This window comes from Actinosynnema sp. NPDC059335, assembly GCF_042752395.1.
Classification (GTDB): domain Bacteria; phylum Actinomycetota; class Actinomycetes; order Mycobacteriales; family Pseudonocardiaceae; genus Actinosynnema.
In genome coordinates, this window is record NZ_JBHYXZ010000019.1 from 14,124 (window position 1) to 34,689 (window position 20,566).

Below are 20,566 nucleotides of genomic sequence, written 5' to 3' on the forward strand. Positions count from 1 at the left end.
GTGGTCACCATCGCCGACGTCGCCCGGCACGCCGGGGTCGCCCCCAGCACCGTGTCGTACGTGCTCACCGGCCGCCGCTCGATCTCCTCGGCCACCAAGGCCCGGGTCGAGGCGAGCGTGCGGGCCCTGGGCTACCACCCGCACGCGGGAGCCCGCTCGCTGGCCAGCAACCGCGCCAACGTGCTGGCGCTGGTGCTGCCGATGCGCGAGGGCATGCACATGCCCGTGCTGATGCAGTTCGTCGTCGCGGTCGCCAACGCGGCCCGCCGGCACGACCACGACGTGCTGCTGGTGACCGCCGACCAGGGCGCGGCGGGCCTGCGCCGGGTCGCGGGCAGCGCGCAGGTCGACGGGCTGCTCGTGATGGACGTGGAGATGCACGACGAGCGCGTGCCCGTGCTGCGCGAGCTGGACCGCCCGTCGGTGCTGATCGGCTTCCCCGCCGACGCGGCCGGGCTGACGTGCGTGGACCTGGACTTCGCCGAGGCGGGCTCGCGGTGCGTGGACCACCTGGCCGACCTCGGGCACACCTACGTGGCGCTGGTCGGCGCGCCCCGCGCGGTCTACCAGCGCGACACCGGTTTCGCGCACCGCACGATGGCCGGGTTCAGCGCGGCGGCCATGCGGCGCGGCGTGTCGTCCACGACCCTGCCCACCGAGACCGACCACGAGTCGGTCCGGGTGGCGATCACCGGCCTGCTGGAGCGCCACCCCGCGGTGACCGGCCTGGTGGTGCACAACGAGGCCGCGCTGCCGTCCGTGGTCGAGGTGCTGCGGTCGCTGGGCCGCAAGGTGCCCGACGACGTCGCGGTGGTCGCGATCTGCCCCGACGACCAGGCCGAGCGGCTCATGCCGCCGCTGACCTCGGTCGCCGTGCCGGCCGAGCAGTTGGGCCACCACGCGGTCGCGCTGCTGATGGCGAAGCTCGACCGGTCCCCGACACCTCCGCTGACGCTGCTGCCGCCCCGGCTGACCGAACGGGCCAGCACCACCCGCTGAGCACCGCGCCCGTCCGCGCCGGCGCGGACCCACGCGTCGTTTCGAAGCGCTTCGACGTACCCGAGGAGGAACACCGATGGGTTCGCGGGAGATGACCGGTGGCCTCGACCGGCGGGACGTCCGCGCCGGGGCGGGCGCGGCGCCGCTCGACCACATCCCCCTCTTCGTGCGCGAGGGCGCACAACTTCCCTGATCCGACACAAAGGGGCGTTTCTCCGATGATTCTCAACCGCAGGGGCTTCCTGACCTTCACGGCGGCAGCCGGCGGCACACTGCTGGTGGGGTGCGGCGGTCCGGCCACGCAGCACACCGGCTCCGCGCTCGGCGAGGACGCGCTGGCCAAGGTGCTGCCGTCCTACCACCCGGTGGAGTACGCGAAGCCGGACCTGCCCGGCGTGAACGGCTCGCTGGCGGGCTACCTGAAGTTCCCGACCAACCTGGTGGACGCGGTCAAGGACAAGGTGCTCAACGGCGGCGAGGTCACCGCGATGACGCCGGCGTTCTGGCCGCTGCCGCCCGGCCTGGGGGAGAACTCCTACTGGGACGCGGTCAACCAGCGCATCGGCGGCACGGTCAAGTTCGAGCAGGTGCAGGGCCAGGACTACCAGGCCAAGCTCGGCGCGATGGTGGCGGCCAAGCAGGTGCCCGAGATCACCGTGATGCCGACGTTCACCATCCCGCCGCGGTTCAGCGAGGGCGTCGGCCAGGTGTTCGCCGACCTCACCGACATCCTCAGCGGCGACAAGATCAAGGACTACCCGCTGCTCGCGAACATCCCCTCCGAGTCGTGGCACGCCTGCGTCTACGGCGGCCGGCTCTACGGCGTGCCGTTCCAGGGCGAGATGTTCCCCGAGACCATCATGTACCGGCGCGACATCATCGAGTCGCTCGGCGGGCAGGCGCCCAAGAACATCGACGAGTTCTTCCAGCTCTGCAAGAAGATCAACGACCCGGGCGCGAACCGGTGGGCCGTCGGCGACGTCTTCCGGTCCATGGTCCGGGTCTTCGGCGACCCCGGCGACTGGCACCGCGACCCGTCCGGCAAGGTGGTCAACAAGCTGGAGACGGACGCGTACAAGGAAGCCGTCAAGTTCACCCGCTCGCTGTTCGAGGCGGGGTTCGTGCACCCGAACATCGTGGCCGGCAGCAACACCGGCGTCAACGAGCTGTTCGAGGGCGGCCAGATGCTGATCCACCTGGCGGGCATGGGCTTCTGGGGCGAGGCGGTCCGGCGCCAGCGGCCGGCCAACCCGCAGTTCGGCCTGGAGGCCATGCCGCTGTTCGCGCACGACGGCGGCAAGCCCCGCTACGTCGTGACCGCGCCGACCGCGATGGTCACGCTGTTCCGCAAGGACCTCTCGCCCGACCGGATCAAGGAGTTGCTGCGGCTCGCGAACTTCGTCGCCGCGCCGGTCGGCACCACCGAGCACTTCCTGATCAACTACGGCGTCGAGGGCAAGCACAGCACCCGCGACGCCAACGGCGCGCCCGGCCTGAACGAGCTGGGCCGCAAGGAGGTCACGCTCACCTACGGCTTCATGTCGCGGGCGCCGGAGGCCATCATCGACGCCCAGTACCCCGACTTCGTCAAGGCCAAGCACGCCTGGTTCGTGGACGCCTACGAGCACCAGGTGCGGCCGCCCACGTTCGGCCTGCGCATCGAGGAGCCCGCGGAGTTCTCCAAGCTGCCCAAGGAGTTCGAGGACCGGACGGCCGACATCCTGCGCGGTCGCCGGCCGGTGTCCGACGTCGACAAGCTCGCCGAGGACTGGCGCAAGGCGGGCGGCGACGAGCTGCGCGAGTTCTACGACAAGGCCCTCTCCGATGCCGGGCGCTGACCTGCTGGAACGACCGTCCGCCCGGACCCGCACGCCGGCAGCCGCCGGCCGGCGTGCGGGGTGGCGGCGCAGGCTGAAGCGGGACTGGGTGCTGCTGGTCATGGTGGCGCCCGCCATCGGCCTGCTCACCGTGTTCCACTACGTGCCGCTGCTGGGCAACGTGGTGGCGTTCCAGGACTACTCGCCCTACGTCGGCATGCTCTACAGCCCGTACGTGGGCTTCTCGAACTTCGTCCGGATCATGGAGGACCCGGAGTTCTGGTCCGCCACGGTCAACACCCTGATCATCACGGCGTTCCAGCTGGTGTTCTACTTCCCGATCCCGATCGGCCTGGCGCTGCTGGTGCACAGCCTGCTGAGCCCGCGGCTGCGGATGTTCGTGCAGAGCGTGGTCTACCTGCCGCACTTCTTCTCGTGGGTGCTGGTGGTCACGCTGTTCCAGCAGATGCTGGGCGGCGCGGGCGTGCTCAACCAGGTGCTGCGCGCCAACGGCGCGCCGACGTTCGACGTCATGACCAACCCGGACCTGTTCATCGGGCTGGTGACCGCGCAGGCGGTGTGGAAGGACGCGGGCTGGGGCGCGATCGTGTTCCTCGCGGCCCTGGCCACCGTGGACACGAGCCTGTACGAGGCGGCGGCGGTGGACGGCGCGGGCCGCTGGCGGCGGCTGTGGCACGTGACGCTGCCCGCGCTGATCCCGGTGATCGTGCTGCTGCTGATCCTGCGCCTGGGCGAGGCGCTGACCGTCGGCTTCGAGCAGTTCCTGCTGCAACGCGACGCGGTCGGCCAGGAGGCGGCGGAGGTGCTGGACACCTACGTCTACTTCACCGGCGTGGTGAACGCCGACTACTCCTACGCCGCCGCGGCGGGCCTGATCAAGGGCGTGATCGGGCTGCTGCTGGTGCTGGCGGCGAACCGGGTGGCGCACATGGTGGGGGAGCAGGGGGTGTACTCGCGATGACGACGGCTCTCGCGCGCAGGTCGGCCTCGGCGCGGCGGCGGCCCGTCTGGGACGAGCCGCCGACGCGGATCGGCCAGGCGGCCAAGGGCGTGCTGGTGGGCGTGGTCCTGCTGGCCGTGCTGTTCCCGCTGTGGGTGGTGGTGGTCACCAGCCTGTCGCCGGCCAGGGCGATCACCGAGGCGGGCGGCCTGGTGATCGTGCCGGACGGGTTCAGCCTCGGCGCCTACGCCGAACTGCTGTCCGGCGGCGTGGTGACCAGGTCGGTGCTCGTCAGCACCGGCGTCACGGTCGTCGGCACGCTGTTCAGCACGGTGGTGACCCTGCTGGCGGCCTACGGGCTGTCGCGGCCCGGGTCGTTCGCGCACCGGCCGCTGCTGTTCATGGTGCTGCTGACGTTCCTGTTCGGGCCGGGCCTGATCCCGACCTACCTGCTGGTGAACTCGCTCGGGTTGCTGGACACCTACGCCGCGCTGGTGCTGCCCGGCGCGGTGGCGGCGTTCAACCTGGTCGTGCTGCGGTCGTTCTTCATGAACCTGCCGCAGGAGGTCATCGACAGCGCCCGCATCGACGGCGCGAGCGAGTTCGGCGTGCTGACCCGGATCGTGCTGCCGCTGTCGAAGGGCGTCACGGCGGTCATCGCGCTGTTCTACGGGGTGGGGTACTGGAACGCGTTCTTCAACGCCTTCCTGTACCTGAACTCCAACGACAAGTGGCCGTTGCAGCTCGTGCTGCGCACGTACGTGCTGCAGGGCCAGTCGATCCCGGGCGCGAGCGCGGTGGATTCCACGCTGACCGGCACGGGCGGGGTCGTGGCGACGCTCGCGATCAAGATGGCGGTGATCGTGCTCGCCGTGGTGCCGGTGCTGGTGGTCTACCCGTTCGTGCAGAAGCACTTCACCAAGGGAGTGATCGTGGGGGCGATCAAGGGATGACGGGCCTGCGCTACGGCGGCGACTACAACCCGGAGCAGTGGCCGGAGGAGGTGTGGGCCGAGGACGTCGAGCTGATGCGCCGCGCGGGCGTGAACACCGTGACCGTCGGCGTGTTCTCCTGGGCCCGCATCGAGCCGGTCCCGGGGGAGCGGGACTTCGGCTGGCTGGACCGCGTGCTGGACCTGCTGCACGGAGGCGGCATCGAGGTGTTCCTGGCCACGCCGACCGCTTCGCCGCCGCCGTGGCTCGGGCACCGGCACCCGGAGACCCTGCCGGTGGACTTCGACGGCCACCGGCTGGCCTACGGCTCGCGCAACCAGTTCTGCCCGTCCTCGCCGGTGTACCGGGAGCACGCGCTGGCATTGGTCTCCGACCTGGCGCGGCGGTACGCCGACCACCCGGCGCTGGCGATGTGGCACGTGGGCAACGAACTGGGGCCGGTGTGCCACTGCGACGTGACCGCGCGGCACTTCCGGGAGTGGCTGGGCGCGCGGTACGGCTCGCTGGACGCGTTGAACGCGGCCTGGCACACCACGTTCTGGAGCCAGCGCTACGGCGACTGGGCGGAGGTGATCCCGCCGCGCCGCGCGCCGTACCTGATCAACCCCGCGCAGCGGCTCGACTTCGCCCGGTTCTGCTCGGACGTGCTGGTGGAGTCGTTCCGGGCCGAGCGGGACGTGCTGCGGGCGGTCACGCCCGACGTGCCGGTGACGACGAACTTCATCGGCCTGCAGGCCCCCTTGGACTACTGGGAGCTGGCCCGGCACGAGGACGTCGTGTCGCACGACTGGTACGCCGACCCGTTCGACCCGACCGGGCACGTGATGAGCGCGTTGGGCTTCGACCTGATGCGGTCGCTGGCGCGCGGGCCGTGGGTGCTGATGGAGCAGGCGGCGAGCGCGGTGAACTGGCGGCGGCGCAACCCGCCCAAGCCCGCCGGGCAGCTCCGCGCGCAGTCCGTGCAGGCGGTGGCGCGGGGGGCGGACGCGGTGTGCTTCTTCCAGTGGCGGGCCTCGCGGGCCGGCGCGGAGAAGTTCCACTCGGGCATGGTGCCGCACGCGGGACCGGACAGCCGGGTGTTCCGCGAGGTGGTGGCGCTGGGGGCGGACCTGGCGGCGTTGGCGCCGGTGGCGGGCGCCGGGGTGACCGCGTCGGTGGCCGTGGTGCTCGACTGGGAGAGCTGGTGGGCGGCACAGCTCGACGGGCACCCGTCCGCGGACTTCGACGTGCTGCGGCGGGTGCGGGACTTCTACGAGCCGCTGTTCGACCTCGGCGTGACGGTGGACTTCGCGCACCCGGAGGCGGACCTGTCGGCGTACCGGCTGGTCGTGGTGCCGAACCTGTACCTGGTGCGCGACCCGAAGCCGCTGCGGTCGTTCGTGGCGGGCGGCGGCACGCTGGTCATGGGGTTCTTCTCCGGCGTGGTGGACGAGCACGACGAGGTCCGGCTCGGCGGCTACCCCGCGCCGTTCCGGGACGTGCTGGGGCTCCGGGTCGAGGAGGTCGTGCCGCTCGGGCCGGACGAGGTGCTGGCGTGCACGTCGGCGTCGCTGGGGGAGTTCACGGCCGACTTCTGGTACGACGACCTGCGGGCCGAGGGGGCGGAGGTCGTCGCGTCGCTGGTCGACGGGGTGCCGGTGGTGCTGCGCAACGCGTTCGGCGACGGGGTGGCGTGGTATGTGGGCACCCGGCCGTCCGCCGACGCGATGGGGCGGCTGCTGGCCCGCGTGGTCGCGGAGGCCGGTGTCGAACCGGTGCTCGGACCGCCGCGCGGGGTGGAGGCGGTGCGCCGGGGCGACGTGCTGTTCCTGGTCAACCACGGGACGTCGGAGGTGCGGCTGGACGTGCCGGGGTCGCACGTCGACCTGCTGACCGGCGCGACCGTCGCCGGCTCCGTGGCGCTGGGGAAGTTCGGGGTCGCCGCCCTCGCGCCGCTAGCCTCGGGAGGATGAGCGACAACCACGTCGTGGTCATCACCACCACGGACAGCGAGGCCGCCGCCGCCACCCTGGCGAAGGCGATCGTCGAGGCCCGCCTGGCGGCGTGCGTGCAGATCAGCGGCCCGATCCGCAGCGTGTACCGCTGGCAGGGCGAGGTCGCCGACGAGCCCGAGCACCAGCTCTGGATCAAGACCGCCTACGACCGGGTGGACGAGCTGACCGAGTTCGTCAAGGCGCACCACACCTACGACGTGCCCGAGGTGCTGGCCCTCCCCGTCCTGGGCGGCAACCCCGACTACCTGACCTGGCTGACCACCGAAACCCGCCCCTAACCCCCGCCCCTTCGCACCCCCGTGAGTCGTACCTCCAGACCCCGCGTGTCCTACGTCCAGAACGCGTGTGTCCTACGTTCGGGACCCCTGAATTCAACGCTCAGGTCACCGGCCGACCGTCCTGAGTGTTGAACTCAGGGGGCGCGAACGTACGACTCTCGAGACTTGAACGTACGACTCACGCGTTCTGAACGTACGACTCTCGCGTTCTGGAGGTAGGACTCACGCGTTCTGGAGGTAGGACACGCGTGACGCGAACGTAGGACACGCGCGGGGGTCAGAGGGACAGGCGCTGGCGGAGCAGGGTGGCCAGGTGGACGGGGGCGGCGGACGAGCCGTGGCGGATCTGGGTGCGGCAGCTGAACCCGTCGGCCACGACGGCCGTGCCGGGGTCGGCGGACCGCACGGCCGGGAGCAACGCCTGCTCGCCCACCGCCATCGACACGTCGTAGTGCCCCCGCTCGAAGCCGAAGTTGCCCGCCAACCCGCAGCACCCCTCCAGCACCGTCGCGCTCACCCCCGCCTTGGCCAGCACGTCCCGGTCGGCGTCCGTCCCCAGCTCCGCGTACTGGTGGCAGTGCGGCTGCACGACCGCCCGCCCACCGCCCGCCACCGGCTCCAGCAACGGCGACACGTGCTCGGCGAACGTCCGCACCGACGCGGCCAGCCGCACGACGTCCGGGTCGTCGCCCGCCACCTCCACCGCGTCCGAGCGCAGGAACGCCGCACAGCTCGGCTCCAACCCCACCACCGGCACGCCGTCCCGCGTCCACGGCCGCAGCAGCCGCGCGGTCCGCCGCACGACCCGCCGCGCCACGCCGAGCTGCCCGGTCGAGAACCACGTCAACCCGCAGCACACCGCGCCCTTCGGCACCTCCACCGCCTGCCCGACGTGCCCCAGCACGGCCGCCGCGTCGAACCCGATCCCCGGCTCGAAGTGGTTGGTGAACGTGTCCGGGAACAGCAGCACCCGCTCACCACCGCCGCCACCGCCGGCGAACCGGGACTGGAACGACCGCACCGGCGTCGGCAACGGCCGCTCCGGCGCCACCCCGCCGAACCGCGCGAACCGCGCGCTCACCCGGTTCACCAACCGCAGTCGCAACCACAACGGCAGCCACCCCATCGAGTAGTGCGCCGCCGGCCGCACCCGCCCCCGGTAGTGGTGGTGCAGGAACTCCGCCTTGTACGTGGCCATGTCCACGTCCACCGGGCAGTCCCGCTTGCACCCCTTGCAGCCCAGGCACAGGTCCAGCGCCTCCCGCACCTCCTCCGACCGCCACCCGCCGCGCACGACCTGCCCGTTCAGCATCTCGAACAGCAGTCGCGCCCGACCGCGCGTGGAGTGCTTCTCCTCCCGCGTCACCCGGTAGCTCGGGCACATCACCCCACCGGACGTGTTCAGGCACTTGCCCACGCCCACGCACCGCCGCGTCGCCGCCGCCAGGTCGCCGCCGTCGGCGTGCAGCGCGAGCTTCGCCCTGGTCGGGATCACCGGCGGCGCGACCAGCACGCGCAGGTCGGCGTCCAGCTTCGCGGGCGCCACGATCCGGCCCGGGTTCATCAGGTTGCCCGGGTCGAACGCCGCCTTGAACCGCCCGAACGCCTCGATCGCGGCCGGCGGGTACATCCGGGGCAGCAGCTCCGACCGCGCCTGGCCGTCGCCGTGCTCGCCCGACAACGACCCGCCGTGCGCCACCACCAGGTCCGCCGCGTCCTCCAGGAACGACCGGTGCCCCCGCCGGAAGTCGAAGTCGATGCGCACGTGCAGGCAGCCCTCGCCGTAGTGCCCGTAGGTGACGCCGCGCCGGCCGTGCCCCGCCAGCAACGCGTCGAACTCGCGCAGGTACGCGCCGAGCCGCTCCGGCGGCACGGCCGCGTCCTCCCACCCCGACCACGCCTCGCCGCCGTCGGCCATCCGGGTCGCGAGCCCCGCGCCGTCCTCCCTCAGCCGCCACAGCGCGCGCTGCCGCCCCGGGTCCGTCACCACCACCGAGTGCGGCGCGAGCGCGGCGGCCCGGTGCGCGACCGAGTCCTCCACCGCCTCCACGTACAGCCAGCTCCGGCCGGGCGGCAGCAGCCCCCGCGAGTCGCCCGCCGCGCGCACCAGCTCGACGTTCAGCCCTTCGATCGTGAGCACGTCCAGCTCGCGCAGCGCCGGCGCGAGGTCCGCGGCGTCGTACGGGCCGTCGAAGCCGAGCACCGCCAGCACCCGGCGCGGCGGGGCGGGCACCAGCTCCACCGTCGCGCCCAGCACGGTCGCGCACGTGCCCTCCGAGCCGACCAACGCCCGGGTCAGGTCCGGCAACGCGTCCAGCCGGTACCCCGACACCCGCCGGTCCAGCGCCGGGAACCACGACGGGTCCACCTCCGGCAGGTCCAGCGGCGGGGGAGTGCGGGTGTCGAACCGGCGGCCGTCGGCCAGCAGCACGTCGAGCGCCCGCACGTTGTCGCTGGTCTTGCCCCACGCGACCGAGTGCGCGCCGCACGCGTCGTTGCCGATCATGCCGCCGAGCGTGCAGCGGGAGTGCGTGGACGGGTCGGGCCCGAACACCAGCCCGTGCGGCCGGGCGGCGTCGTTGAGCCGGTCCAGCACCACCCCGGGCTGCACCACGGCGACCCGCTCCACCGGGTCCACCGAGATCACCCGGTCGAGGTACCGCGAGAAGTCGATCACCAGGCCGGACCCGGCCGAGTTCCCCGCGATCGAGGTGCCCGCGCCGCGGTGGGTGATCGGCACGCCGTGCTCGACCGCCACCCCGACCGCGGCCACCACCCCGTCCACCGACCTCGGGCGCACCACGACCGCGGGCACGTGGCGGTAGTTGGACGCGTCGACGGAGTACAGCGCGCGGTCGCCGGGGTGGGCGAGCACGTCGCCGTCCACCGCGGTCCGGAGGTGTTCGACGAAACCGGTCACGGCCCGATTGTGATCCACCTCCGGCCGATGATGGCGTACTCCGGGGTACGGGATAGCCTCGCCCGCATCAACCAGCAGCGATGGGAGCAAGCGTGTCGAGGTCCGTTCTGGTCACCGGCGGCAACCGGGGCATCGGTCTGGCGATCGCTCAGGCGTTCGCCGCGCAGGGCGACAAGGTCGCGGTGACGCACCGCGGGTCCGGCGCGCCCGAGGGCCTGCTCGGCGTCAAGTGCGACGTGACCAGTTCCGCCGAGGTGGACGCGGCGTTCGCCGAGGTCGAGGAGGCGCACGGGCCGGTGGAGGTGCTCGTGGCCAACGCCGGCATCACCGACGACACCCTGCTGCTGCGGATGACCGACGAGCAGTTCACCCGCGTCCTGGACGCCAACCTGACCGGCGCGTTCCGGGTCGCCCAGCGCGCGTCCAAGGGCATGCTGCGCAAGCGCTACGGTCGGATCGTGTTCATCTCCTCCGTGGTCGGCCTCACCGGCGGCGCGGGCCAGGTCAACTACGCCGCGAGCAAGGCGGGCCTGGTGGGCGTGGCCCGGTCGATCGCCCGCGAACTCGGCTCGCGCAACATCACCGCCAACGTCGTCGCGCCCGGGTTCATCACCACGGACATGACCGACGCGCTGCCCGAGGAGCGCCGGAAGCAGATCCTGGGCCAGGTGCCGTCGGGCCGCTACGGCACGACCGACGAGATCGCCGCCGCCGTCACCTTCCTGGCCTCCGACGCCGCCGCCTACATCACCGGCGCGGTGCTGCCGGTCGACGGCGGCCTCGGCATGGGCCACTGAGCCACTGCCACTACCAAGCACAACTTCTCGGAGGACGGGTTTCAGTGACGGGACTGCTCGAAGGCAAGCGGCTGCTGGTCACCGGCGTGATCACGGACGCGTCGATCGCCTTCCACGTGGCCAAGGTCGCGCAGGAGCAGGGCGCCCAGGTCGTGCTCACCGGCTTCGGCCGGATGAGCCTCGTGGACCGGATCGCCAAGCGCCTGCCGCAGCCGGCGCCGCTGGTCGAGCTCGACGTGCAGAACCAGGAGCACCTGGACACGCTGGCCGACCGGGTGCGCGAGCACGTGGACGGCCTCGACGGCGTGGTGCACGCGATCGGCTACGCGCCGCCGTCGTGCCTGGGCGCGCCGTTCATGGACGCGCCGTGGGAGGACGTCTCCACGGCCATGCACGTCTCGGCGTACTCCTACAAGGCCCTGGTGCAGGCCACCCTGCCGCTGATGGGCCGCGGCGCGTCGGTCGTCGGCCTGGACTTCGACGCCCGCCAGGCGTGGCCCGCCTACAACTGGATGGGCCCCGCGAAGGCGGCGTTCGAGGCGATCAACCGCTACCTGGCCCGCGACCTCGGCCCGCAGGGCATCCGGGTCAACCTGGTCTCGGCGGGCCCCGTGCGCACCATGGCGGCCAAGTCGATCCCCGGCTTCCCGCAGCTGGAGGCCCTGTGGGCGGAGAAGGCGCCGCTGGGCTGGGACGTGGCCGACCCGGAGCCGGTCGCCAAGTCGGTGTGCGGGCTGCTGTCGGACTGGTTCCCGGCCACGACCGGGTCGATGGTGTTCGTCGACGGCGGCGTGCACTTCCTGGGCCTGTAGCGCGCGACCCGGGTCGGCGTGCGGTCGGTCACGCCGACCCGGTTGTGCGGCCACCGGTCGTCGGCGCGAGGATGTCCGGGTGAGTTACGACGCGCTGCTCTGGCTGTCCTTCGGCGGACCGGAAGGACCGGAGGACGTCCGCCCCTTCCTCGAGAACGTGACCCGCGGCCGCGGGGTGCCGCCCGAGCGGTTGGACGAGGTCGAGCGGCACTACCTGCACTTCGGCGGCGTGTCGCCGATCAACGCGCTCAACCGCGCCGCCATCGAGGCCGTGCGCGGGCTGGTCGACCTGCCGATCTACTTCGGCAACCGCAACTGGCACCCGATGGTCGAGGACACGCTGGCCGAGATGAAGGCCGCCGGCGTCGAGCGCGCGCTCGTCTTCCCGACCAGCGCCTACGGCGGCTACTCCGCGTGCCGCCAGTACGACGAGGACATCCTGCGGGCCCGCGCGGCGGTCGAGGACGCGCCGGAGCTGGTCAAGCTGCGCCAGTTCTTCGACCACCCGCTGTTCGTGGAGTCGTTCGCCGAGGCCGTCCGCGCCGCCGCGGCCGGGCTGCCCGGCGACGACTACCGCCTCGTGTTCACCGCCCACTCGGTGCCGGTGTCGGCCGACCGCGCCGCCGGACCGCCGGAGGACGGCGGCCACCTCTACTCCCGGCAGGTCGCGGAGGCGTCCCGGCTGGTCGCGGAGGCCGTGGGCGTGTCCGACCACGACGTGGTGTGGCAGTCGCGGTCCGGGCCGCCGCAGATCCCGTGGCTCGAACCGGACATCGTGGACCACCTCGACACCCTCTACGACAAGGGTGTGCGCAACGTGGTCGTGTGCCCGATCGGGTTCGTCAGCGATCACCTGGAAGTGGTGTGGGACCTCGACACGGAGGCCCGCGAACGCGCCCAGGAGCTGGGCATGGGGTTCGCCCGCGCGGCCACGCCCAACAACGACCCCCGGTTCGCCCGGCTCGTCGCGGAACTCGTCGCCGAGCACGTGTCCGGCGCGCCCGCGCGCAAGCTGTCGGACTTCCCGGCGCTGGGCTGCACGCGGGACGGCGCGTTCTGCGCCACCCGCTGCTGCGAGCCGGCGAAACGGCCGGGAGCCGCCGGATGAGCGTGGACTTCAGCTGGTCGCCCCGGCCCGCGGACTGGCGTGACGCGCTGCGCATCGCCGTGCCGCTGTACCGGTGGGCGCCGTGGTTCGCCGCGGTGCTCGCCGCGCTGGGGGTGGTCGTGCTGGTGATGGGCATGACCTGGGCGGGTGTGTTCGGGCTCGGGCTCGCTGTGATCATCATCGCACTCGTGCCGGTGGGCACCGCGGTGAACTTCCACAACCACCCGCTGGCCGCCAAGGCCGTGACCGGCACGGCGGACGCGCACTCGCTGCGCATGTCCGTCGGCGAGGCCGCGCGCAGCGAGCTGAGCTGGTCGGAGCTGCCGGGCTGGGTGGAGACGGCGCGCGGTTTCGTGCTCAGGACCGGCACGACCGCGCTGTACGCCGTGCCGCACCGCGCGTTCGCCGACCGCGACGCCGTCGACCGGTTCCGCGCGTTGCTGGTCGAACACGTCGGCCCGGCGACCTGAGTTCCGGGGCGGCCCGCGTACCCTCGGCAGGCGTGTCTGGTGCGAGTGCGACGCTGGTCGTCTGGACGTCTGCCTGGCTGCACGGTGCGGCCGCGGCCGACGACGTCCTGGACGCCCTGGGGTTCTGGGCCGAGCTGCACGAAGTGGTGGCCGACGACGACGGGACCGCGACCGCGCTCGACCTGCCCGGCCCCGACGAGGCCCCGGTGGGACCGGCGCTGCTGCTGGCGTCGCTGCGCCGCGCGAACGCGACCACGGCCCGGATGGTGATCCCGGTCCCCGGTGACGTGCGCGGGCTGGGCGGCAGCGGGCCGCTGGGCAAGTCCGCGCTGCGCGCCGGGCAGGCCGCCGTGCTGCCCGAGGTGGGCGTGGGCCTGGTGCCGAAGCTGGTGGCCGACGGCGTGATGCGGTGGACCGTCTTCGACCTGCCGAACGCCACGCCCGGCGAGCACGTGCCGATCGGCGAGGCCGAGCACGGGCTGGCGTCGGCGATGCGCGAGGCGGCCACCGCGCTCGTGACGCTCGACGTGGCGCGGCACCGCCCGAACGTGCGCGCCGAGATCGCCGAGCTGTCCGCCGAGCAGACGAAGGTGGCCTGGCCCGCCGGCATGCCGCCGCGCGCGCTGCGGGTGCTCCAGCGGGCCGCCGAGGTGGCCGCGATCCTCACCGTGGCGGCGTCCGACGCGCCCGGCGGGGCCGTCTCGGCGACCGCGACGCGGGCTCGGGACGAGGCGCTGCGGCCGCTGTCCGAGGCCGTCCGGCGGGCGCGGCTCGCGGCCGTGGACGAAGCCGTCCGGGTGCTTTCGGATCAGGGGGCCGGCCGCCATTAGGCGGCACCCGCCGTCGAATGTTCGACAGCGATTCGGCGGTGGTCGAAATGCTGTTGCGGGACCACGGATTCGCGGCCAGTCGAACATTCGACGCGGAACTACTCCGGCCACGGTGCCGGCAATCGGCTGAACAGGTGACACGGCTGACAGCCGTTTGCCCTCCGAATCGATTCCGGCCGAAGCGGAAGTAACAATCCCATTGGTGTTCGATGCGCTGAACCCGCAGGTCAGAGACCTTGTGGATGGCTTCGCGCACGGGTATAGACGCCGATTATGTCCAGGTCAACCCCTCGTCAACACGAGGTGTCGTGCGTTACGGTACGTCTGGGAGCGCTCCCAGCCACCCCGTTTCGGTCTCGCGTCGAATCCCGATTCGGCGGCTTCGCTGGGAGCGCTCCCAGATGGCGGGTTGCTCGCAAGGAGGCGATGCATGAGTCTGCGCACGTTCGTACGTTCCCGGAAACTCACCGGGGCGTTGGCGGTGACCTCGGTCTCGGCTTTGGCCGTGGCCGGGGTGGTGGCTTCCGGAGCCACCGCCAACGCTGCCCCGGGGTGCCGGGTGTCGTACCAGATCAGTAGCCAGTGGCAAGGCGGATTCGGCGCCAACGTCACGGTCACCAACCTGGGTGACGCCATCTCCGGCGGTTGGACGCTGGAGTGGGACTTCGCCGCCGGCCAGCAGGTCCAGCAGGGTTGGAACGGCACGTTCTCCCAGTCCGGGGCGCGCGTGACGGTCCGCAACCCCTCCTGGGCCCCGAGCCTCGGCACCGGCGCCTCGGTCACCCCCGGGTTCAACGGCTCGTGGAACGGGTCCAACCCGGCTCCCACGCAGTTCCGCCTGAACGGGACGGTGTGCACGGGGAGCATCAACACGACCACGTCGACGACGACGACCACCACCACGACGTCGACCACGACCAGCACCACGACGACCACCACGACGACGGGCACCAACCCCGGCGGTCCGCGGGTGGACAACCCGTACGTGGGCGCGGGCGTGTACGTGAACCCGCAGTGGTCGGCCCGCGCCGCTGCCGAGCCGGGTGGCTCGCGCATCGCGAACCAGCCCACCGCGGTGTGGCTGGACCGGACCAGCGCGATCGACGGCAACGGCTCGCCGACCACCGGCAGCATGGGCCTGGCCGCCCACCTCGACGAGGCCGAGAAGCAGCGCGCCGCGCGTGCGGACGGCCAGCTGGTCTTCCAGTTCGTCGTGTACAACCTGCCCGGTCGTGACTGCGCCGCGCTGGCCTCCGCCGGCGAGCTCGGCCCGACCGAGATCGGTCGCTACAAGACCGAGTACATCGACAAGATCACGAGCATCGTCAGCAACCCGAAGTACTCGAAGCTGCGCATCGTCGCGGTCATCGAGATCGACTCGCTGCCGAACCTCGTCACCAACGTGAGCCCGCGCGCCACGGCCGTGCCGGCCTGCGACACGATGAAGGCGAACGGCAACTACGTCGAGGGTGTCTCGTACGCCGTCGGCAAGCTGGGTGACATCCCGAACGTCTACAACTACCTCGACTCCGGCCACCACGGCTGGATCGGGTGGGGCGACACGGTTCCCGAGTACGACAACTTCTACGCCTCGGCGAAGATGATGGCCTCGATCCTGGGCAAGAACGGCGTCACCAAGGACAAGGTCCACGGTTTCGCCACCAACACGGCGAACTACTCCGCGCTGGAGGAGCCGTACTGGACGGTCGACGACGTCGTCAACGGTCGCCCGGTGAAGGAGCAGGCGAAGTGGGTCGACTGGAACGACTTCAACGGTGAGCTGGGCTTCGCCACGGCGATGCGCGCCGAGCTCGTCAAGCAGGGCTTCGACAGCAACATCGGCATGCTGATCGACACCTCGCGCAACGGTTGGGGCGGCCCGAACCGGCCCACCGCGAAGTCGACCTCCACGAACCCGGACACCTACGTGAACGAGTCGCGCATCGACCGCCGCTACCAGAAGGGCAACTGGTGCAACCAGGCCGGCGCCGGTCTGGGCGAGCGTCCGAAGGCGGCCCCGAAGGCGGGTATCGACGCCTACGTCTGGATCAAGCCGCCGGGTGAGTCCGACGGTGCGTCCACCGAGATCCCGAACGACGAGGGCAAGCGCCTCGACCGGATGTGCGACCCGACCTACGGTGGCAACGTCCGCAACGGCAACAACCCCTCGGGCGCGCTGCCGGACGCCCCGCTGTCGGGCCACTGGTTCTCGGCCCAGTTCCAGGAGCTCATGCGCAACGCCTACCCGGCGCTGTGACCATCGGCTGACCGGCACGACAACTGAATAATCTCTGCACAACCCGTAGGCGGTGTCCCCCGTGGACGCCGCCTACGGGCTTTCGGCGGGCGGTTACCGTGTCCCCGGTGGACATCGAGGAGATCACCGCGCGGTTGGCCCTGAGGTTCGGCCCCTCGGTCGCGCGGTGGTGCGCTGAGCTGCCCTCGCGGGTGTCGGAGGCGGCCACGCGCTGGGGCGTGACGCCGGTCGGGATGACGCCGCAGGGCGCTTCGTCGGTGGTGGTGGCGTGCGAGCGCCCGGACGGGACGCCGCTGGTGCTCAAGCTGAGCCCGGACGAGGACTTCCTGGCCCGCCAGTCGGCCGTGCTGCGGCTGTTCGCCCCGTCCGGCCGGGTGCCCGCCGTGCTCGCCGAGGCCGCGGGCGCGGTGCTGATGGAGGCGATCCGGCCCGGCACGATGGCCGAGGAGCTGCCGACCCCGCCGTCGGCCCGCGAGTGGGCGGGCCTGGCGGCCGCGCTGCACATCGCGCCCGACCCGGGCGACGGGTGGCCGGACCTGCGCGACCGGTGCGAGGAGTTCTTCGCCCGGATCGGCCGCCGGCTGGCCGACCCGGCCGTGGCCGCGCACGTCACCGGGCCGATGTGGGCGCGGGCCGCGCAGCGGTGCCGCACCCTGCTCGCCACCCAGCCCCGCGTCCTGCTGCACGGAGACCTGCACCTGGGCAACGTGCTCGACGGCGGCCCGGACCGCGGTCTCGTGGCGATCGACCCGAGGCCGTGCGTCGGCGACCCGTGCTTCGACGTAGTGGACTACGTCCTGGACGCGGCGGGACGCGAAGGGGTGGCCGCACGCGCGGGCCTGGTGGCCGAGGCCGCCGAGCTGGACCCCGACCGCCTGCACGAGTGGTGCCGCGCCCTGGCCCCGGTCATCGCCGTTTCCCGCCTGGACGACGAGGCCGCCCGCGCCGAGCTGCTGGTCCTGGCCGGCTGACGCCGCCGGTCCCGGAGGTGGAGCCGCTCCACATCGACCGGAGGCCGATGGGTGCGTAACTTCGGAGGGGTGACCTCCGACCTCCCTACCACCGCAGGCGCCCTCCGCGCGGCCGGTTACCTCCCGCGCGGCGTCAAGACCGAGATCCGGGAGAACCTGCTCGCGGCCCTGCGCGAGGGCCGCGACCCGTGGCCCGGCATCGTCGGCTTCGACCGCACCGTGCTGCCGCAGCTCGAGCGCGCCCTGCTCGCGGGCCACGACGTGGTGCTCCTGGGCGAACGCGGCCAGGGCAAGACCCGGCTGCTGCGCACCCTCGTGGGCCTGCTGGACGAGTGGACCCCGGTGATCGAGGGCGCCGAGCTGAACGAGCACCCGCTCGACCCCATCACCCCCGAATCCCGTCGCCGCGCCCGCGAGCTGGGCGACGACCTGCCCGTGACCTGGAAGCACCGCGACGAGCGGTTCGCCGAGAAGCTCGCCACCCCGGACACCAGCGTCGGCGACCTGGTCGGCGACGTCGACCCGGTCAAGGTCGCGCAGGGCCGCAGCCTGGGCGACCCCGAGACCATCCACTACGGCCTGCTGCCCCGCTCCCACCGCGGCATCATCGCCGTCAACGAGCTGCCCGACCTGGCCGAACGCATCCAGGTGGCGCTGCTCAACGTGATGGAGGAACGCGACATCCAGATCCGCGGCTACACGCTGCGGCTCCCGCTGGACGTCCTCCTCGTCGCCACCGCCAACCCCGAGGACTACACCAACCGCGGCCGCATCATCACCCCGCTCAAGGACCGGTTCGGCGCGGAGATCCGCACGCACTACCCGCTGGAGATCGGCGCGGAGATCGACCTGGTCCGCCAGGAGGCGAACCTGGTCGCCGAGGTCGGCGACCACCTGCTGGAGGTCATCGCCCGGTTCGTGCGGCACCTGCGCGAGTCGTCGTCGATCGACCAGCGCTCCGGCGTGTCGGCCCGGTTCGCGGTCGCGGCGGCCGAGACGGTGGCCGCGAGCGCCCTGCGGCGCGGCGCGCTGATCGGCGAGAACCCGCCCGTCGCCCGCCCGGTCGACCTGGAGTCCGTGCCCGAGGTGCTGCGCGGCAAGCTCGAGTTCGAGGCGGGCGAGGAGGGCCGCGAGCAGGAGGTGCTGGTGCACCTGCTGCGCCGGGCGATCGCGGACACCGCGCGGTCCACGTTCGCGGGCGTCGACCTGCGCCCGCTGGCCCGGCTGGTGTCCGAGGGCCACCCGGTGGCCACCGGCGAGCGGGTGCACCCCGGCGACCTGCTGGCCGCGCTGCCGGAGCTGCCCGTGCTGCACGACGTGGCGCAGCGGGTCGGCGCGGGTCCCAAGGACCCGGCCGGGCGGATCGCCTCGGCCGTCGAGCTGGCGCTGGAGTCGCTCTACCTCACCCGTCAGCTCTCCAAGGACAGCGACGACGACCGGTCGGTGTACGGATGAGCGGCTACCGGTACGGCCGGTACGTCGACGGGCCCGACCCGCTGGCGCCGCCGACCGACCTGCGCGCGGCCATGGACGAGCTGGGCCGCGAGGTCATGGAGGGCGCGTCGCCCGCCGCCGCGCTGCGCGAGCTGCTGCGCCGCGGCCTGCCGGGCACCCGCGGCCTGGACGACCTGACCGCGCGGCTGTGGCAGAAGCGCGCCGCGCTGACCAGGCGGCACCGGCTGGACGGCACGCTCCAGGAGGTCCAGCGGCTGCTGGAGGAGGCGTTGCGGGCCGAGCGCGCCGCGCTGTTCCCCGACCCGGACGACGACGCCCGGTTCCGCGAGGCCCGGCTGGACGCGCTGCCGCAGTCGACCGCGGCCGCGGTGAACGAGCTGGCCGAGTACGACTGGCGGTCGCCGCAGGCCCGCGAGTCGTACGACAAGATCCGCGACCTGCTCGGCCGCGAGCTGATGGACCAGCGGTTCCAGGGCATGAAGCAGGCCATGGAGAACGTCCGCCCGCAGGACGTGCGGCGCATCCAGGCCATGCTGGACGACCTGAACGGGCTGCTCGCCGCCCACGCCGCGGGCGAGGACACGACCGAGCGGTTCGAGCGGTTCATGCGCGAGCACGGCGAGTTCTTCCCGGAGAACCCGCGGTCGGTGGACGAGCTGGTGGACGCGCTGGCCGCCCGGTCGGCCGCCGCCCAGCGCATGATGAACTCGATGTCCGAGGACCAGCGGCGCGAGCTGGCGGAGCTGTCGCAGCAGGCGTTCGGCGACTCCGGCATCGGCTCGCAGCTCTCCCGGCTGGACTCGCTGCTCCAGGGCCTGCGGCCGGGCGAGGACTGGACGGGGTCGGCGCGGTTCCGGGGCAACAACCCGCTGGGCCTGGGCGAGGGCGCGCAGGCGATGGCGGACCTGGCCGAGCTGGACGCGCTGGCCGAGCAGCTGTCCCAGTCCTACCCCGGCGCGCGGCTGGAGGACATCGACCTGGAGGCGCTGGTCCGGCAGCTCGGCGACGAGGCGGGCGTGGACGCGCGCCGGCTGGCCGAGCTGGAACGCGAGCTGCGGTCGCAGAACCTGCTGGAACGCGCGCCGGACGGCTCGCTGCGGTTGACGCCGAAGGCGCTGCGGCAGCTCGGCGAGACCGCGTTGCGCGGCGTGCTCGACCGCGCGCGCGAGCAGGGCCGGCGGGACAGCACGTCGGCGGGCGCGTCCGGTGAGCTGGTCGGGTCGACGCGGCCGTGGCGGTTCGGCGACACCGAGCCGTGGAACGTGCCGCGCACGGTGGCGAACGCCGTGCTGCGGTCGGCGGGCGGCCCGGTCCGGCTGGACGTGGTGGACGTCGAGGTCAGCGAGACCGAGCAGCGGTCGCGGGCGGCCGTGGCGCTGTGCGTGGACACGTCCTGGTCGATGGTGCAGGACGGCCGGTGGGTGCCGATGAAGCGCACCGCGCTGGCGCTGCACCACCTGGTGCGGACCAGGTTCCGCACCGACGCGCTGGAGCTGATCACGTTCGGCCGGCACGCGGAGACCGTCGACATCGGGCAGCTCACCGCGTTGGAGGGGGTGTGGGAGCAGGGCACGAACCTGCACCACGCGCTGCTGCTCGCGGGCCGCCACCTGCGCAGGCACCCCGACGCGCAGCCCGTGGTCCTGGTGGTCACCGACGGCGAGCCGACCGCGCACCTGGAGGCGACCGGCGACGCGGAGTTCCACTACCCGCCGCTGCCGCGGACCATCGGCAAGACCCTGGTCGAGGTGGACGCCCTGGCCCGGCTCGGCGCGTCGGTCACGGTGTTCCGGCTGGGCGATGACCCGAGGCTGACCAGGTTCGTGGACACGGTGGCCCGCCGGTCGGGCGGCCGCGTGGTCGCGCCGGGCGAGGACGGCCTGGGCGCGGCCGTGGTCAGCGACTACCTGCGGTCGCGCAAGCGCCGGTGAGCGCGGGGCCCAC

Annotated in this window: 16 protein-coding genes; 15 read left to right on the top strand and 1 reads right to left on the bottom strand. The window is 72.6% G+C overall.

Translation table 11 applies throughout. The features are described from left to right. The 6 genes from ACFXGA_RS08800 to cutA all read left to right on the top strand — a co-directional run bounded on the left by ACFXGA_RS08800 (position 1) and on the right by cutA (position 7,002). On the top strand, positions 1–999 hold the full coding sequence (locus ACFXGA_RS08800) for a LacI family DNA-binding transcriptional regulator (protein ID WP_378085702.1): 999 nt from the start codon (positions 1–3) through the stop codon (positions 997–999). Positions 1,000–1,217: 218 nt separating this feature from the next. Continuing rightward, a complete protein-coding gene (locus tag ACFXGA_RS08805; RefSeq protein ID WP_378085704.1) occupies positions 1,218–2,837 on the top strand; it encodes an extracellular solute-binding protein in 1,620 nt (539 codons plus the stop codon). Beyond that, on the top strand, positions 2,824–3,798 hold the full coding sequence (locus tag ACFXGA_RS08810) for an ABC transporter permease (RefSeq protein WP_378085706.1): 975 nt from the start codon (positions 2,824–2,826) through the stop codon (positions 3,796–3,798). The genes ACFXGA_RS08805 and ACFXGA_RS08810 overlap by 14 nt, the downstream gene beginning before the upstream one ends. Next, on the top strand, positions 3,795–4,730 hold the full coding sequence (locus ACFXGA_RS08815; protein WP_378085708.1) for a carbohydrate ABC transporter permease: 936 nt from the start codon (positions 3,795–3,797) through the stop codon (positions 4,728–4,730). Before ACFXGA_RS08810 ends, ACFXGA_RS08815 begins: the two co-directional genes overlap by 4 nt. Next, on the top strand, positions 4,727–6,682 hold the full coding sequence (locus ACFXGA_RS08820) for a beta-galactosidase (protein ID WP_378085710.1): 1,956 nt from the start codon (positions 4,727–4,729) through the stop codon (positions 6,680–6,682). Before ACFXGA_RS08815 ends, ACFXGA_RS08820 begins: the two co-directional genes overlap by 4 nt. Further along, entirely contained in the window at positions 6,679–7,002 is a 324-nt protein-coding gene (cutA, locus tag ACFXGA_RS08825) for a divalent-cation tolerance protein CutA (RefSeq protein ID WP_378085712.1), read from the top strand. The genes ACFXGA_RS08820 and cutA overlap by 4 nt, the downstream gene beginning before the upstream one ends. A gap of 277 nt (positions 7,003–7,279) precedes the next feature. Here the strand turns inward: cutA and ACFXGA_RS08830 are convergent, their stop codons facing one another. Further along, positions 7,280–9,922 carry an FAD-binding and (Fe-S)-binding domain-containing protein gene (locus ACFXGA_RS08830; protein WP_378085714.1) on the bottom strand — a complete coding sequence of 881 codons (2,643 nt, stop codon included), beginning with the start codon at positions 9,920–9,922 and terminating at the stop codon, positions 7,280–7,282. A 92-nt stretch (positions 9,923–10,014) separates the two neighbouring features. Here ACFXGA_RS08830 and fabG point away from each other — a divergent pair, with 92 nt between their 5' ends. The 9 genes from fabG (at position 10,015) to ACFXGA_RS08875 (ending at position 20,553) form a co-directional block, all read left to right on the top strand. Continuing rightward, positions 10,015–10,719 (top strand): 3-oxoacyl-[acyl-carrier-protein] reductase, encoded by a 705-nt coding sequence (fabG, locus tag ACFXGA_RS08835; protein ID WP_378085716.1) that lies wholly within the window; start codon positions 10,015–10,017, stop codon positions 10,717–10,719. A 44-nt stretch (positions 10,720–10,763) separates the two neighbouring features. Next, positions 10,764–11,531, top strand: coding sequence for an enoyl-ACP reductase FabI (fabI, locus tag ACFXGA_RS08840; RefSeq protein ID WP_378085718.1), 768 nt, complete (start codon positions 10,764–10,766; stop codon positions 11,529–11,531). Positions 11,532–11,610: 79 nt separating this feature from the next. Continuing rightward, a complete protein-coding gene (locus tag ACFXGA_RS08845; RefSeq protein ID WP_378085720.1) occupies positions 11,611–12,639 on the top strand; it encodes a ferrochelatase in 1,029 nt (342 codons plus the stop codon). Then, positions 12,636–13,109: a YcxB family protein gene (locus ACFXGA_RS08850; protein ID WP_378085722.1), complete on the top strand. Its 474-nt coding sequence runs from the start codon at positions 12,636–12,638 to the stop codon at positions 13,107–13,109. Before ACFXGA_RS08845 ends, ACFXGA_RS08850 begins: the two co-directional genes overlap by 4 nt. Before the next feature lie 32 nt (positions 13,110–13,141). Then, positions 13,142–13,939, top strand: a complete 798-nt coding sequence (locus ACFXGA_RS08855; RefSeq protein ID WP_378085724.1) for a hypothetical protein — start codon at positions 13,142–13,144, stop codon at positions 13,937–13,939. 559 nt (positions 13,940–14,498) lie between these two features. Further along, a complete protein-coding gene (locus ACFXGA_RS08860) occupies positions 14,499–16,196 on the top strand; it encodes a glycoside hydrolase family 6 protein (RefSeq protein ID WP_378085726.1) in 1,698 nt (565 codons plus the stop codon). 107 nt (positions 16,197–16,303) lie between these two features. Then, positions 16,304–17,167: an aminoglycoside phosphotransferase family protein gene (locus ACFXGA_RS08865; protein ID WP_378085728.1), complete on the top strand. Its 864-nt coding sequence runs from the start codon at positions 16,304–16,306 to the stop codon at positions 17,165–17,167. A gap of 69 nt (positions 17,168–17,236) precedes the next feature. Next, a complete protein-coding gene (locus ACFXGA_RS08870; RefSeq protein WP_378085730.1) occupies positions 17,237–18,622 on the top strand; it encodes a sigma 54-interacting transcriptional regulator in 1,386 nt (461 codons plus the stop codon). Beyond that, positions 18,619–20,553 (top strand): VWA domain-containing protein, encoded by a 1,935-nt coding sequence (locus tag ACFXGA_RS08875; RefSeq protein WP_378085732.1) that lies wholly within the window; start codon positions 18,619–18,621, stop codon positions 20,551–20,553. Before ACFXGA_RS08870 ends, ACFXGA_RS08875 begins: the two co-directional genes overlap by 4 nt. Positions 20,554–20,566: the final 13 nt, after the last annotated feature.